Raw genomic sequence first — 13935 nt, 5'->3', positions numbered from 1 at the left:
GAAGCGCAGGAACGGGACGGGCGCCGCGCGACCGATCGGATGGATGGGCGCGCGGCGGGCATTCGCACGCCTGCGTGACCGGCGCCGCAACTCGTGATCGCGGCCGCGCGTTCCGGGCGAAAGGGTCGTCGCGGGGAACGTGCCGGGCAACAGGCATGGAGAAAATGTATCAGTCGCGCCGGTTAAAAGGCTTCCTGTTTTCCAGCAAAACGACACCGAAACCGGAAGGTCGTTCAGATAGAATCGGGATTTTCAGTAGAAGATTCTTTTGATCATGGCTACACGCGAACGCTCGCCGAAAACGCTCGACAGTCAGGACCGCAAGATCTTGAGCGCGCTGCAGAAGAACGCGCGGCTGTCGAACGCGGAACTCGCGGAACAGATCGGCATGTCGACGACCGCATGCTGGAATCGCACGCGGCAACTCGAACTCGACGGCTATATCGACGGTTATGTCGCGCTCGTGAACCAGCGGATGCTCGGCTACGCGGACATCGTGATTCTGGAGGTCACGCTCGACCGGCACGAGGACGACGCGCTCGCGCGCTTCGGCGCCGAGCTCGCGGCGCTGCCGGAGGTGCTCGAGGCGTATCTGGTGTCGGGCGAATACGACTACTGGATCAAGGTCGCGGTGGACGGCACCGCCGGCTACGAGCGGTTCCTGCGCGAAAAGCTCTACCGGATATCGAGCATCCGGCACAGCCGCTCGATGTTCGCGCTGCGCTGCATGAAGGACGTGCCGTCGATCCAGGTCTGAGCGTAGCCGCGCGCGACGGCGCGGCGAGCGCGAAAAGGCCGGCAAGCGGGCCGCCGGCCGGGCCGTGGCCGCTCAGCGCGGCAGGCGCGCGTGCGCTTGGGCGATGACTTCGCAGTTTTCGAGGTGCAGGGCCCAAGCTTCGGCAAGCAGCGCGCCCAGACGCGACAGCCAGCCAGTCGATTCGGTGGAACGGTCGGAGACGTTAGTCGTTTGCATCACGAAGCCTCATTGAGGTGGTGAGTTAGGGGATACCCTAATGATAGAGAAAACTCACCGCCTTGTGAAATGCGATTTCGTTATATGAGAATTTCTAACGATTTGTGTTGCTGCTTCGCAACATGAACGGACGTCGCCCGGATGGCGCCGTGCCATGCGGGCGCAGGGGTCTGCCGCGGCGGCCGCGCTGCCTGCGCGCGGCGGTGTACGTCGATCGAAAGAGATAGGAGAAGCGCGGCGCCGCGGCCTTACGCGCCGATCCAGCCGAAGCGCCACGACAGCCGTCGCGTCGCGGCCAGCAGCGTCTGCGCGAGCGCGCTGTCCGGCCCGCGCGGGAAGCCGTGCGACGACCCGATGATCGCGATCACGAGCCGGATGCTGCCCGTGTGATCGAATACCGGCGCGGCGACCGTCGCGATGCCGGGCACCGGCGCATCGAACGCGAAGTCGACGCCGGCCGCGCGAATCGCCGCAAGCCGCTCGCGGAATGCCGCGTCGGGCGGCGTCGCGCGGCCGGCCAGCCGTACCGGCTCGTTCGCGAGCAGGCCGTCGAGCACGTCGTCGGACATGCCGGCCGCGAAGCTGCGGCCGATCGCCGTATGGACCAGCGACATCACGGTGCCGACCTGCAGGCTCACATGCTGCGGCCGCGCCGATTCCTCGAGCCGGATCACGGTCGGGCCGAGCGGCCCGAGCGTCGCGGACGCGACGCTCAGGTCGGTCGCCGCCGCGAGCGCGACGATTTCGGCTTCCGCGTCGCGCGTCGGCGATACGCGCTGCATCGCGATCAGGCCGAGCGCCTGCGCGAGCGGGCCGCCGTCGAAGCAGCCGGCCTCGTCGCGGCTCAGCAGGCCGATCTTCTGCAGGCTGACCAGATGCGGGAATGCCTTCGCGGCCGGCATCGCGGCGGCGGCCGCGAGATCGCGCAGCGGCAGCGCGCGGCCTGCCGACACGAGCGCGAGCAGCAGTTCGCCCGTGCTGTCGAGCGCGTTGATCCCGCGCTGCGCCTTCGCATCGTCGGCGAGCGCGGGCGGCACGCGCGCGACGCTCGCCGCCGCGGCCGGCGGCGCGATGTCCGGTGCGGCGCCCAGCGACGCGGTGGCCCGCCGCGCCGCGTCGCGCAGCGCGGCCGCGATCGGGCCGTCCCAGCCGACGTCGATCGATTCCGACGAACCGATGACGGTCAGCGCGAGCTGCAGGCGTCCGTCCGCGTCGAACACGGGCACGCACATCGCGCTGACGCCCGGGCTCGGCAAATCGACACTGCGCTCGATGCCGCGCGCACGGATCGCGTCGAGTTCGGCCTGCCGCGCGCCGGCGTCCGGCGCCGGCTGCGGCGTGCGCTCGAAACCGGCGAGCGCATCGCCGGCGCCGGCCTGGCTGGCGGCCATTGCCGCGAGTTGCGCGGGATCGCCGAACGCGCGGAATACGCGGCCCGTCGCCGTCGTGTCGAGCGACATTACCGACCCGACATGCAGGTTCACATGCAGCGGATAGCCGCCGTGCTCGATCCGCACGATCGTCGGGCCGAGCGCGCCCGGCACCGACAGCGCGACGCTGAGCCCGACCGTTTCCGCGAGCCGTGCCGCGTGCGGCAGCGTCGCGCGATACGCGGGCTGACGCTCGATCGACATGAGCCCGAGCCGCAGCGAGAGCGGCCCCGGCTCGTAGTTGCCGGTGATCGCGTCGCGCTTCACGAGCGCGAGCCGCGTCAGACTGACCAGATACGTATGCGCCTGCGCAGTGGACAGATCGGCCGCGGCCGCGAGCTCCGACAGGCCGAGCGGCTTGCGCCGGCGCGCGAGCGCATCGAGCAGCCGGCCGCCGACCTCGACGCTCTGGATGCCGCGCTGCGCCTTCGGCGCGTCGTCGGCGCTGACTTCGTGGTTCTGCACGCGTTGATCTTCCGTAAACGAAACCCCGCATGGTATCCGACGCCATTTGCAGCGTCGGTCCACAGGTTTACCCGTATTAGACAATAGCAAGCGACTTTGTCATTGACAAATAATCGTTGCAAGACGATGATCGGCCCATTCCCCTCAACACATGGCTCGCAGCCACGGAACGCAACATGGCCAAAGCATTTGCCTCCCAAGCCGATCTCGAAGAGAAGAAGATCACCTGGACGCAGCTGTCCGAGAACGCGTACGCGTACACCGCCGAAGGCGACCCGAACTCGGGTGTGATCATCGGCGACGACAGCGTGCTGATCGTCGATACGACCGCGACGCCCGCGATGGCGCAGGATCTGATCGCGAAGATCCGCAGCGTGACCGACAAGCCGATCAAGCACGTCGTGCTGTCGCACTATCACGCGGTGCGCGTGCTCGGCGCGTCGGCGTACTTCGCGGAAGGCGCGCAGCACGTGATCGCGAGCCGCGGCACGTACGAGATGATCGTCGAGCGCGGCGAGGCCGACATGAAGTCGGAGATCGAGCGCTTTCCGCGCCTGTTCGCGGGCGTCGAAACGGTGCCGGGGCTGACCTGGCCGACGCTCGTGTTCGAGCGCGAGATCACGCTGTTCCTCGGCAAGCTCGAGGTGAAGATCATGCACGTCGGCTCGGGCCATACGAAGGGCGACACGATCGTCTGGCTGCCGTCGCAGAAGGTGCTGTTCTCGGGCGACCTCGTCGAATACGACGCCGCGTGCTACTGCGGCGACGCGCAGCTCGAGCAGTGGCCGGCCACGCTCGAGGCGCTGCGCGCGCTCGGCGCCGAGAAGCTCGTGCCGGGCCGCGGCCCCGCGCTGCTGAATCCGGCCGAAGTGAACCGCGGCCTCGACTACACGAAGGACTTCGTGACCACGCTGCTCGCGCAGGGCCGCAAGGCGGTCGAGCGCAAGCTCGATCTGAAGGCCGCGATGGCGCTCACGCGCGAAGCGATGGATCCGAAGTTCGGCCACGTGTTCATCTACGAGCACTGCCTGCCGTTCGACGTGTCGCGCGCATTCGACGAAGCGAGCGGCATCACGCATCCGCGCATCTGGACCGCGGAGCGCGACAAGGAAATGTGGGCCGCGCTGCAGGACTGAGCCGCCTCCGGCGGCGCGCCGCGCCGCCGCCTTGCCGCGATGCCGTCCGGCCGCCGCGCAGCGCGGCGGTCCGCACGGCCTGACCCGCTCTCATAGAAAGCAGGGCGCACGAACGCCCTCGGGAGAGCGCTGCCGCGAAACGCGCAGTCCGTTCGAAGAGTTTGGAGAGAGACAATGTCCCGATCGCTTCCCGCCGAAGCGACGCTCGCGCACGCGAGCGCGCCGGCTTCCGCGTCCGCCGACGCGCAGCTGTTCCGCAAGATCGCATCGCGGATCGTGCCGTTCCTGTTCCTCTGCTACGTCGTATCGTTCCTCGACCGCATCAACATCGGCTTCGCGCAGCTGCAGATGAAGCACGACCTCGGCTTTAGCGATGCGATGTACGGCCTCGGCGCGGCCGTGTTCTACATCGGCTACGTCTGCTGCGAGGTGCCGAGCAACATGCTGCTCGCGCGCTTCGGCGCGCGCCGCACGTTCACGCGGATCATGCTGCTGTGGGGCCTCGCGTCGACTGGCATGATGTTCGTGTCGCAGCCGTCGCATTTCTACGTGCTGCGCTTCCTGCTCGGGGTGTTCGAAGCCGGGTTCTTTCCCGGCATCGTGCTGTACCTGACCTATTGGTTTCCCGCGAACCGCCGCGCGGCCGCGATCTCGGTGTTCTTCGCGGGCGTCGCGGTCGCCGGCGTGCTCGGCGGCCTCGTGTCCGGCTGGATCATGCGCGACATGAGCGGCGTGCTCGGGCTGCACGGCTGGCAGTGGATGTTCGCGATCGAGGGCGCACCGGCGATCCTGCTCGCGTTCGTCGCGTTCGCCTGTCTCGTCGATCGGCCGCAGGACGCGGCCTGGCTCAGTGCCGAGGAAAAGGCGCGCGTCGCCGCGCTGTGCGCGGACGGCAACACGCACGGCGCCGCATCGCACGGGCACAGCGCGCGCAGCGTCGCGGCCGCGCTCGCGAATCCGCGCGTGTATCTGTTCGCGTTCATCTATTTCTCGCTGACCTGCGCATCGCTGACGCTGAACTTCTGGATGCCGCTGATGATTCGCGACTTCGGCGTGACCGACGTCGTCGCGGTGAGCCTGTACACCGTCGTGCCGAATGCGGTCGGCGCGGTCGGGCTGGTGCTGATTGCGCGCCGCTCCGATCGTACCGGCGAGCGGCGCCGGCACTTCGCGGTCTGCACGATCGGCGGCGGCCTCGCGCTAGCCGCGCTGACGCTGCATCTGCACAGCTTCGTTGCGATGCTCGCGTGCCTGTCGGTCGCGGCGACGCTGATCTTCGCCGCGCTGCCGATCTTCTGGGCGGTGCCCACGCGCTATCTGTCCGGCAACGCGGCCGCGGCCGGCATCGCGCTGATCAGCAGCATCGGGATCACGAGCGGCATCGTCAGCCCGTGGGCGATCGGGCTGATCCGCACGCGCACGGGCAGCATGGATCTTGCCGTCTACCTGCTCGCCGCGCTGCTCGCGCTGAGCGGCGCCGCGCTGATGCTCGGCGTCAAGGACGAGCCGGCGCCGCGCGCGTGAGCTCCGCCGGCCGCGGCTCGACGGGCCGCCGCGGCCGGCGCTTCGCGTTCGCGCCCGTCTGTCCGTTCATCCGTTCATCCGTTCGTCGAGGAGACACACGATGTCATCGCCCCTTCAAGCGGACGCCGCGCGCACCGTCGCGCCCGGCGCTGCCGCCGACGATGCGCTGTACCGCCGCATCGGCACGCGTATCGTGCCGTTCCTGTTCGTCTGCTACATCGTGTCGATCCTCGATCGCAGCAACATCGGTTTCGCGCAGTTGCAGATGCGTGAGGATCTCGGGCTGACCGATGCGATGTACAGCCTCGGCGCAGTGCTGTTCTTCGTCGGCTACGTGCTGTTCGAAGTGCCGAGCAACGCGCTGCTGCGCCGCTTCGGGGCGCGGCGCACGTTCGCGCGGATCATGTTTCTGTGGGGCAGCGTATCGGTCGCGATGATCGCGGTCGACAGCGCGAAGCACTTCTATGTGTTGCGTTTCCTGCTCGGCGTGTTCGAGGCCGGCTTCTTTCCCGGCGTCGTGTTCTATCTGACGTACTGGTATCCGGCGCGGCGACGCGCGTCGGTGCTGTCCGTGTTCTATGCGGGCGTCGCCGTGGCCGGCATGATTGGCGGGCTGTTGTCGGGCTGGATCATGCGCGGGATGTCGGGTGTGCTCGGCTTGCACGGCTGGCAATGGATGTTCGCGATCGAGGGCGCGCCCGCGGTCGTGCTCGGCGTGATCGCGTGGTTCTGGCTGTGCGACCGGCCCGAGCACGCGCGCTGGCTGTCCGACGACGACCGGCAGCGGCTCGCCGCCGATCTCGCCGCCGACCGCGCGGCCGCGCCGGCCGGCGGCGCGCGTTCGCTGCGACAGGTGCTCGCGGAGCCGCGCACGTATCTGTTCGCGTTCATCTACTTCTCGCTGACGACCGCACTGCTGATGCTGCTGTTCTGGATGCCGCTGATGATTCGCGAATTCGGCATCCGCGACGTCGTGCAGATCAGCCTGCTGTCGATCGTGCCGAACGCGATCGGCGCGGCCGGCCTGATCGCGATCGCGCGACGCTCGGACCGGCGGCGCGAGCGGCGCCGGCATTTCGCCGCCTGCGCGCTCGGCGGCGCGGTCGCGCTCGCGCTGCTGACGCTGCACCTGCCGAACCTCGTCGCGATGATGGCGCTGCTGTCGATTGCCGCGATGCTGATCTTCGCCGCGCATCCGGTGTTCTGGGCCGTGCCGTCCGCGTACTTCTCGGGCGCCGGCGCGGCGGGCGCGATCGCGCTGATCAGCAGCATCGGCGTGTCGAGCGGGATGATCACGCCGTGGATCGTCGGTGTGATCCGCACGAAGACGGGCAGCATGGATCCGGCGATGCTGATGATCGCCGCGTTGCTCGCCGCCTGCGCCGTGGCGATGCTGATCGGTGTGCGCGCCGCGCCGCAGGGCAGCGCGGACGCGCGCGGCTCGGCGGCCGTTTGACGCCGATGCGCGGCGGCGGGCGGCGTCAGCGCGCGGCGGCGTAGCGCGGCGCCGGTGTGTCGGACGACAGGTGCGGCGCCATCGCACGGCGCGCCGCGTCGTAAGCGTCCCATTGCTCGCCTGCGTGCAGCGACGGAATCGTCACGAGCTCGCACCGCTCGAAGCCGACCAGCGCCGCATCGACCATATCGGACGCGGACATCACGATCGACTTCGGCAGATGTTCGATCGGCAGGCCGCCCGTCTGCCAGAACTCGGTCGCGGTCGCACCGGGCAGTACGGCCTGCACCTGCACGCCCTTGTCCGCGAGTTCGTGATGCAGCGACTGCGTGAACGCGAGCACGAACGCCTTGCTGCCGCCGTACACGCCGTTCAGCGTTTCCGGCGACAGCGCGACGATCGACGCGATATTGATCACCGCGCCATGCCCGCGCGCGACGAAGCCCGGCACTGCCGCGTACGTGAGGCGCGTGAGCGCGGTGACGTTCAGGTCGATCATCCGCGTCATCGCGTCGACGTCGCTCTCGAGCAGCGGCGTATGCGTGCCGATGCCCGCATTGTTGACGAGCAGTGTGATGCTCGCATCCTGCTTCAGCTTCGCTTCGACGACGGTGAGCGCGGCGCGGTCGTTCAGGTCGGCCTCGATCACTTCTACGCCGCGTCGCGTGTCGCTCGTGATCCGCTGCGCGAGCGCGTCGAGCCGCGTGCGGTTGCGCGCGACGAGGATCAGATCGTAGCCGCGGCGCGCGAGCCGGTCAGCATAGATCGCGCCGATGCCGGACGATGCGCCGGTGACGACGGCGGTACCGCGATGAACTTGACTCATGGTGTCGCTCCGTTCGAGTGAGGGTGGGGTGGAGGCATTCTGGCGCCGAACGCGTGCGACACAAATGACGTAGATGGGTATGATTCAGGACATCGCGCCGACGGACGGTCCGCCGCGCACGCGACGCGCGGCGCACGGCGCGGGAGCAACGGGCATGCACCGGATCGGCTTTCTGATCAGCGACGGGTTTCAGATCATGGCGCTCGCCGCGCAGTCGGTGTTCGAGTACGCGAATCTCGGCATCGGCGAGCCGTTCTATGCGGTCGATCTCTACTCGGTCGATGGCGGCGACGTGCGCTCGTCGCTCGGGCTCGCGATCGCGACGCGGCCGTTGAGCCATCGGCTGCGCATCGATACGTGGGTCGTCGCCGGCGTCAACGATCCGCTCGCGTCGCCGCCGCCGGACGGCATCGTCGCGTTTCTGCGCCGCCCGAACGCGCGCGCGAGGCGGATTGCCGGCATCTGTACGGGCGCGTTCGTGCTCGCGGAGGCCGGGCTGCTCGCGCAGCGCCGCGCGACGACGCACTGGGCGTACGGGCGCGCATTGCGCGAGCGCTTCCCGGACGTGCGCGTCGAGGACGACCGCATCTTCATCGTCGACGGCCCGGTGTGGACGTCGGCCGGCATGACGGCCGGGCTCGATCTCGCGCTCGCGATGGTCGAAAAGGATCTCGGCGCGGAAGCCGCGCGCTCGACCGCGCACAAGCTCGTGATGCAGCAGCGGCGTGCGGGCGGCCAGTCGCAACACTCCGAACTGCTGACGCTCGCGCCGAAATCGGACCGCATCCAGAATGCGCTGAACTATGCGCGGCAGAACCTGAAGCGCGCGTTGACCGTCGAGGAACTGGCCGACGCCGTCCATCTGAGCCCGCGTCAGTTCAGCCGCGTGTTCACGCTCGAAACCGGCCAGTCGCCGGCCAAGGCGATCGAGCGGCTGCGGCTCGAGGCCGCGCGGCTGATGATCGAGCGCAGCCGGCATTCGCTCGACGTGATCGCGAAGGAGAACGGGTTTCGCGACCGTCGGCATCTGCGCGACGCATTCGTGCGCAGCTTCGGCCTGCCGCCGCAGGCCGTGCGTCGCGACGCGCGCGCCGGCCTGGCGGCGGACGGAGAGGGTGCCGCATAGCGTGCGCCGCGGATCATCGCGCGACTATCGCATGACTATTTCGTGACGAACGGCGCTGCGGCGTCGGGCGCGCTGCGCGCATGCCGGCGCTGGCGCAGCAGCGCGACGCGGCAATTCTCGCGCGCCGTTTCGCGGCCGTCGTCGTCGAGCAGCACCAGATCGCCGCGCATCACGTTGAGCGTGATCACGTCGCTGCCCGGCGCGCCGAGCGTTTCGGGCGTATGCACGGACCCGGCCGGCTCGAGCACCGTCGAGCCCGCCTGCGCGACCCAGTCGTATTCGCGGTAGCGCCATGCGCCGCGCAGCGTATAGACGAACACCTGGCCGTCATGACGGTGGCGCGGCAGCGTGCGGCCGGCCGGCATCTTCAGCAGTGCCGTCAACGTGTCCTGCGCCGCATCGATATGCAGATACTTGATCGCGAGGCCGGGCAGCGTGTCGCTCATCGGCAGCCACGGCAGCGCGTCGTCGGGCAGGCACGAGATCGGCGGAAGGTCGGTCGGGAGCGGGGCGCGAGGCTGCGTCATGGTGCGGGACGGCATGGGAACGAAGAGCCGGCATTATCGCAGAGCGCGATGCGCGGGCCGAGGATCGCCGCGTGCCTGCCGGCGGCGTGCGGATATATACAGATAAACTGTACAGTTTCACTGCCGGTGTGCTAGCGTACGCCAATGAACCCGCGCGCCCTCCCTCCCGACACGCCCGATCCGGCCGCGCTCGCCGGCGAACTCCGCATCTCGGTCGGCAAGCTGATGCGGCGCATGCGGGAACAGACCCACGCGAACGACCTGACTTCGTCGCAGAAATCGGTGCTGCTGCGGCTCGACCGCGACGGCCCCGCGACGGTGTCGGCGCTCGCGCGCGCGGAGAGCGTGCGGCCGCAGTCGATGCGCGTGACGGTCGCCGCGCTCGAAGCGATCGGCGCGGTCAGCGGCGCACCCGATCCGGCCGACGGCCGGCAGACGCTGATTGCGCTGACGCCGGCGTTCCGCCGGACGCTGCAGGCGAACCGCGCAGCCAAGGACGACTGGCTGTTGCGCGCGCTGCAGGCGCAGCTGTCCGGGCAGGAACGCGCCGAGCTCGCATCGGCCGTGAGGCTGCTGCAGCGGCTCGCCGAGTTCGGCGAGCCCGGGCGCCGATGAGCGGCGCCGGCGCGTGCCGCGGGAGGCAACGATGAACGAACGGATCGGGCACCAGGAAACATCGACGACGGGACGCCGCAGGCCGCGTCGCCGCCTGCGGCGGGAGCGGTCATGAGCGTGCCGTCGACGGGCGTGTTCCGGTCGCTGCGCAGTTTCAACTACCGCGTATGGGCGGCCGGCGCGCTGGTGTCGAACGTCGGCACGTGGATTCAGCGCACGGCACAGGACTGGCTCGTGCTCACGCAGCTGACGCATCACGATGCGTCCGCGGTCGGGATCGTGATGTCGCTGCAGTTCGGACCGCAACTGCTGATGCTGCCGTGGACGGGCTACGCGGCCGACCGCTTCAACCAGCGCCGGCTGCTGATGACGACGCAGGCGCTGATGGGCGCGCTCGCGCTGGCGCTCGGCGTGCTGACCGTGACGGGCGTCGTGCGGCTGTGGCACGTCTATCTGTTCGCGTTCCTGTTCGGCTGCACGTCGGCCTTCGATGCGCCGGTGCGGCAGACCTTCGTCGCCGAACTGGTCGGCGACCGCGAGCTCGCGAACGCGGTCGCGCTGAATTCGACGTCGTTCAACGCGGCGAGGATGATCGGGCCGGCCGCGGCGGGCTTCATCATCGCGTGGGTCGGCACCGGCTGGGCGTTCCTGACGAACGGGATCAGCTTCGTCGCGGTGCTTGCGTCGCTATCGCTGCTGCGTACCGGCGAACTGCGCGAGAGCGCGCGCGCCGTGCATTCGCGCGGCAGCCTGCTCGAAGGCTTTCGCTACGTATGGGCGCGCGCGGACCTGAAGGCGACGCTCGTGATGCTGTTCCTGATCGGGACGTTCGGCCTCAATTTCCCGCTGTTCATCTCGACGATGGCGGCCGGCGTGTTTCACGTCGATGCGCGCGGGTACGGGATTCTGTCGTCGATGATGGCGGTCGGCACGATTTCCGGCGCGCTGCTGGCCGCGCGCCGCGACCGGCCGCGGTTCCGGCACTTGTGGGCGGGCGCCGCGCTGTTCGGCGTCGGCTGCACGCTCGCGGCGCTCGCGCCCGGCTACTGGCTGTTCGCGGCGGCGCTCGTGTTGACCGGGATCGCGGCGATGACCTTCACGAACTCGACGAACGCGCTGATGCAACTGTCGACCGAGCCCGCGATGCGCGGGCGCGTGATGGCGCTGCGGCTGGCCGTCGCGTTCGGCGGCACGCCGATCGGCGCGCCGGTCGCCGGCTGGGTCGCGAATCACCTCGGCCCGCGCTGGGCGCTCGGCGTCGGCGCGGCGTCGGGCTTCGCGGCGGCAGGCGTCGCACTCTATTTCCTCATGCAACTGCGCGCGCAGCGGCGCAGCGGCGCCGCGCGCGGCGACCGCGCGTGACCGTTCGCGGGCCGCGCACGTCGAGCCGGCCGGCGCGCGCCGCTACGACGCGCTGCCGCGCGGCTCCCCGCGCGGCGCCGCGTGCGCGGCTTCGAGGCACGACTGGAACAGCAGCGCGGCGCGCGACGGCCGCGGCGAGCGCCGCAGCAGGCTGACGAAGCGGCACAGGTAATTGAAGCGATGCGGCGCGACCGGCTGCATCAGCCCCTTTTTCTCGAAGCTTTCCGCGTAATGGTCGGGCAGGAAGCCGAGATAGCGCCCCGACAGAATCAGCGTCGCGATCGATTCCTGGTCGGACGCGGTCGCGCTGCGCGTGAGCTTCGCGCGATGGCTGAGCTCCATGTTCGGCGAATGGAAGCCGAGCCCGGCGAACGCGTGGTTGCGGATCGTCGTCCAGGTCAGCTTGCCGTGCGGCGCATCGAACAGCGGATGCTGACGGCCGCAGTACAGCAGCATCCGTTCGTCGAACAGTTCCGAATAGACGAGGCTGCCCGAGCTGCGGTGGGCGGGGATGATCCCGACCTGATAACTGCCGTCGATGATCCCGCGTTCGACCTCGTTGATCGACGCGACGTGCAGGTTCAGCGCGACGTCGGGCGCCTCGTCCGCGAACTGGCGGATCGCGTCGCCGAGCCGCGCGTTCGGATTCGTCGCGGTCTTGTCGAACACCGCGACGTGCAGTTCGCCGCCCATCCGGTCGTGAATGCCGTCGATCCGGCTGCGAAACGCCTCCATCGACGCGAGCAGCCGCAGCGTCTCCTCGTAGACGGTCTGGCCTTCGGGCGTCAGCGTGAAGCCGGCGCGGCCCCGCCGGCACAGCACGAGCCCGAGCCGCGTCTCGAGATCCTTCACGTGCCGGCTGATCGTCGAGATGCCGATATTCAGTTCCAGTTCGGCCGCCGCCATTCCGCCGCACTGGACGACGCCCTTGAAGACCCGCAGCAGCCGCAGATCCATGTCGCTGAGCTGCCCGAGCAGCGCGCGGCTCTTCGGTTTCTTTGCTTGCATAGTTGCGCAAGTGAACATTGATATTGCGATATTCAAAAGACTAATTGGCGTCCCGACAATGCGCAACATCATCACGAGGAGGAGGGGCGCGCCGCGCCGACCGACATGACCGACACCATCACCGCTCCGCAACAGGAACAGACGCCCGTGCGCACCGACGCCGCCTGGCTCGACGCGCACTGGATGCCGTTTACGGCGAACCGCCAGTTCAAGTCCGACCCGCGCATGATCGTCTCCGGCAAGGGCGCGTACTACACCGACGCCGAAGGCCGCAAGATCTTCGACGGGCTGTCCGGCCTCTGGTGTACGGGCCTCGGTCATGGCCGCGGCGAAATCGTCGAAGCGGTGAGCCGCCAGGTCGCGCAGCTCGACTACGCGCCGGCATTCCAGTTCGGCCATCCGAAGTCGTTCGAGCTCGCGAACCGGATCAAGGAACTGACGCCGGCCGGTCTCGACTACGTGTTCTTCACGGGCTCGGGCTCGGAAGCGGCCGACACGTCCCTGAAGATGGCGCGCGCGTACTGGCGCGCGAAAGGCAAGGGCACGAAGACGCGGCTGATCGGCCGCGAGAAGGGCTATCACGGCGTGAACTTCGGCGGCATCTCGGTCGGCGGCATCGGGCCGAACCGCAAGCTGTTCGGCCAAGGACTCGACGCCGATTTCCTGCCGCATACGCAGCTGGCCGAAAACAAGTTCTCGCGCGGCATGCCCGAGCGCGGCGCGGAACTCGCCGATCGCCTGCTCGATCTGATCGCGCTGCACGACGCGTCGAACATCGCCGCCGTGATCGTCGAGCCGTTCGCGGGCTCGGCCGGCGTGATCATCCCGCCGCAAGGCTACCTGCAGCGGCTGCGCGAGATCTGCACCGCGCACGACATCCTGCTGATCTTCGACGAAGTCATCACGGGCTTCGGCCGCGCCGGCGCGATGACGGGCGCGGAAGCGTTCGGCGTGACGCCCGACATCATGAACTTCGCGAAACAGGTGACGAACGGCGTGCAGCCGCTCGGCGGCGTGGTCGCGACCAAGGAAATCTACGACACGTTCATGGCCGCGGGCGGCCCCGAGTACATGCTCGAATTCCCGCACGGCTACACGTACTCGGCGCACCCGGTCGCCTGCGCGGCCGGTGTCGCGGCGCTCGACCTGCTCGTGAAGGAAGATGCCGTGGCGCGCGTGCGCGAGCTCGCGCCGCATTTCGAGGCGGCCGTGCACGGGCTGAAGGGCCAGCGTCATATCGCCGACATCCGCAACTACGGGCTCGCGGCCGGCCTGACGATCGCCGCGCTGCCGGGCGAACCGGCGCGCCGTCCGTACGAGATCGCGATGCGCTGCTGGGCGAAGGGCTTCTATGTGCGCTACGGCGGCGACACAATCCAGCTCGCGCCGCCGTTCATCGCCGAAAAGCGCGAGATCGACAACCTGATCAACGCGGTGTCCGACGCGCTGAACGAAGTGGACTGAGGCGCGCGCCGCACGATCCCGAC

Annotated in this window: 13 protein-coding genes; 8 read left to right on the top strand and 5 right to left on the bottom strand. The window is 69.0% G+C overall.

Annotated elements, in window-relative coordinates:
• Positions 1 to 274 precede the first annotated feature (274 nt).
• Positions 275 to 757, top strand: a complete 483-nt coding sequence (locus BCR55_RS26505) for an Lrp/AsnC family transcriptional regulator (RefSeq protein ID WP_012217040.1) — start codon at positions 275 to 277, stop codon at positions 755 to 757.
• A 72-nt stretch (positions 758 to 829) separates the two neighbouring features.
• On the opposite strand, the gene BCR55_RS33205 is transcribed toward BCR55_RS26505, so the two are convergent.
• Both BCR55_RS33205 and BCR55_RS26500 read right to left on the bottom strand, forming a co-directional pair.
• Entirely contained in the window at positions 830 to 973 is a 144-nt protein-coding gene (locus BCR55_RS33205; RefSeq protein WP_162097061.1) for a hypothetical protein, read from the bottom strand.
• Positions 974 to 1221: 248 nt separating this feature from the next.
• Positions 1222 to 2868, bottom strand: a complete 1647-nt coding sequence (locus tag BCR55_RS26500) for an IclR family transcriptional regulator (protein ID WP_006403619.1) — start codon at positions 2866 to 2868, stop codon at positions 1222 to 1224.
• 176 nt (positions 2869 to 3044) lie between these two features.
• On the opposite strand from BCR55_RS26500, the gene BCR55_RS26495 reads away from it, so the two are divergent.
• From BCR55_RS26495 to BCR55_RS26485, 3 genes are all read left to right on the top strand, one after another.
• The gene (locus BCR55_RS26495; protein ID WP_006403618.1) at positions 3045 to 4004 is read left to right on the top strand and encodes an MBL fold metallo-hydrolase; all 960 of its coding nucleotides are present in this window, start codon (positions 3045 to 3047) and stop codon (positions 4002 to 4004) included.
• A gap of 174 nt (positions 4005 to 4178) precedes the next feature.
• A complete protein-coding gene (locus tag BCR55_RS26490; protein ID WP_065496595.1) occupies positions 4179 to 5528 on the top strand; it encodes an MFS transporter in 1350 nt (449 codons plus the stop codon).
• 100 nt (positions 5529 to 5628) lie between these two features.
• Positions 5629 to 6984: an MFS transporter gene (locus tag BCR55_RS26485; RefSeq protein WP_006403616.1), complete on the top strand. Its 1356-nt coding sequence runs from the start codon at positions 5629 to 5631 to the stop codon at positions 6982 to 6984.
• A 25-nt stretch (positions 6985 to 7009) separates the two neighbouring features.
• Here BCR55_RS26485 and BCR55_RS26480 read toward each other — a convergent pair whose 3' ends face one another.
• On the bottom strand, positions 7010 to 7810 hold the full coding sequence (locus BCR55_RS26480) for an SDR family oxidoreductase (protein WP_065496594.1): 801 nt from the start codon (positions 7808 to 7810) through the stop codon (positions 7010 to 7012).
• A gap of 154 nt (positions 7811 to 7964) precedes the next feature.
• Between BCR55_RS26480 and BCR55_RS26475 the strand changes: the two genes are divergently transcribed.
• The gene (locus BCR55_RS26475) at positions 7965 to 8936 is read left to right on the top strand and encodes a GlxA family transcriptional regulator (RefSeq protein WP_065496782.1); all 972 of its coding nucleotides are present in this window, start codon (positions 7965 to 7967) and stop codon (positions 8934 to 8936) included.
• A gap of 35 nt (positions 8937 to 8971) precedes the next feature.
• Here the strand turns inward: BCR55_RS26475 and BCR55_RS26470 are convergent, their stop codons facing one another.
• Positions 8972 to 9463 (bottom strand): 2,4'-dihydroxyacetophenone dioxygenase family protein, encoded by a 492-nt coding sequence (locus tag BCR55_RS26470; protein ID WP_065496592.1) that lies wholly within the window; start codon positions 9461 to 9463, stop codon positions 8972 to 8974.
• A 144-nt stretch (positions 9464 to 9607) separates the two neighbouring features.
• On the opposite strand from BCR55_RS26470, the gene BCR55_RS26465 reads away from it, so the two are divergent.
• Positions 9608 to 10078, top strand: coding sequence for a MarR family winged helix-turn-helix transcriptional regulator (locus BCR55_RS26465; RefSeq protein ID WP_065496590.1), 471 nt, complete (start codon positions 9608 to 9610; stop codon positions 10076 to 10078).
• Positions 10079 to 10189: 111 nt separating this feature from the next.
• On the top strand, positions 10190 to 11440 hold the full coding sequence (locus BCR55_RS26460; RefSeq protein ID WP_065496588.1) for an MFS transporter: 1251 nt from the start codon (positions 10190 to 10192) through the stop codon (positions 11438 to 11440).
• Positions 11441 to 11482: 42 nt separating this feature from the next.
• Here BCR55_RS26460 and BCR55_RS26455 read toward each other — a convergent pair whose 3' ends face one another.
• Complete coding sequence (locus tag BCR55_RS26455) at positions 11483 to 12448, bottom strand: LysR family transcriptional regulator (protein ID WP_035487718.1); 966 nt, start codon at positions 12446 to 12448, stop codon at positions 11483 to 11485.
• Between the two features lie 105 nt (positions 12449 to 12553).
• On the opposite strand from BCR55_RS26455, the gene BCR55_RS26450 reads away from it, so the two are divergent.
• Positions 12554 to 13912, top strand: a complete 1359-nt coding sequence (locus BCR55_RS26450; protein WP_035487715.1) for an aspartate aminotransferase family protein — start codon at positions 12554 to 12556, stop codon at positions 13910 to 13912.
• Positions 13913 to 13935: the final 23 nt, after the last annotated feature.

Source organism: Burkholderia sp. CCA53, from assembly GCF_001685525.1.
Classification (GTDB): domain Bacteria; phylum Pseudomonadota; class Gammaproteobacteria; order Burkholderiales; family Burkholderiaceae; genus Burkholderia; species Burkholderia multivorans.
This window is presented reverse-complemented; position numbering and strand designations above follow the sequence as displayed.

Bases quoted from the DNA above. Each gene is read 5' to 3' on its own strand.
- BCR55_RS26490 (WP_065496595.1), top strand. From the start codon at position 4,179: ATGTCCCGATCGCTTCCCGCCGAAGCGACGCTCGCGCACGCGAGCGCG.
- BCR55_RS26470 (WP_065496592.1), bottom strand. From the start codon at position 9,463: ATGACGCAGCCTCGCGCCCCGCTCCCGACCGACCTTCCGCCGATCTCG.
- BCR55_RS26460 (WP_065496588.1), top strand. From the start codon at position 10,190: ATGAGCGTGCCGTCGACGGGCGTGTTCCGGTCGCTGCGCAGTTTCAAC.
- BCR55_RS26495 (WP_006403618.1), top strand. From the start codon at position 3,045: ATGGCCAAAGCATTTGCCTCCCAAGCCGATCTCGAAGAGAAGAAGATC.
- BCR55_RS26505 (WP_012217040.1), top strand. From the start codon at position 275: ATGGCTACACGCGAACGCTCGCCGAAAACGCTCGACAGTCAGGACCGC.
- BCR55_RS26465 (WP_065496590.1), top strand. From the start codon at position 9,608: ATGAACCCGCGCGCCCTCCCTCCCGACACGCCCGATCCGGCCGCGCTC.
- BCR55_RS26475 (WP_065496782.1), top strand. From the start codon at position 7,965: ATGCACCGGATCGGCTTTCTGATCAGCGACGGGTTTCAGATCATGGCG.
- BCR55_RS33205 (WP_162097061.1), bottom strand. From the start codon at position 973: ATGCAAACGACTAACGTCTCCGACCGTTCCACCGAATCGACTGGCTGG.
- BCR55_RS26480 (WP_065496594.1), bottom strand. From the start codon at position 7,810: ATGAGTCAAGTTCATCGCGGTACCGCCGTCGTCACCGGCGCATCGTCC.
- BCR55_RS26485 (WP_006403616.1), top strand. From the start codon at position 5,629: ATGTCATCGCCCCTTCAAGCGGACGCCGCGCGCACCGTCGCGCCCGGC.
- BCR55_RS26450 (WP_035487715.1), top strand. From the start codon at position 12,554: ATGACCGACACCATCACCGCTCCGCAACAGGAACAGACGCCCGTGCGC.
- BCR55_RS26455 (WP_035487718.1), bottom strand. From the start codon at position 12,448: ATGCAAGCAAAGAAACCGAAGAGCCGCGCGCTGCTCGGGCAGCTCAGC.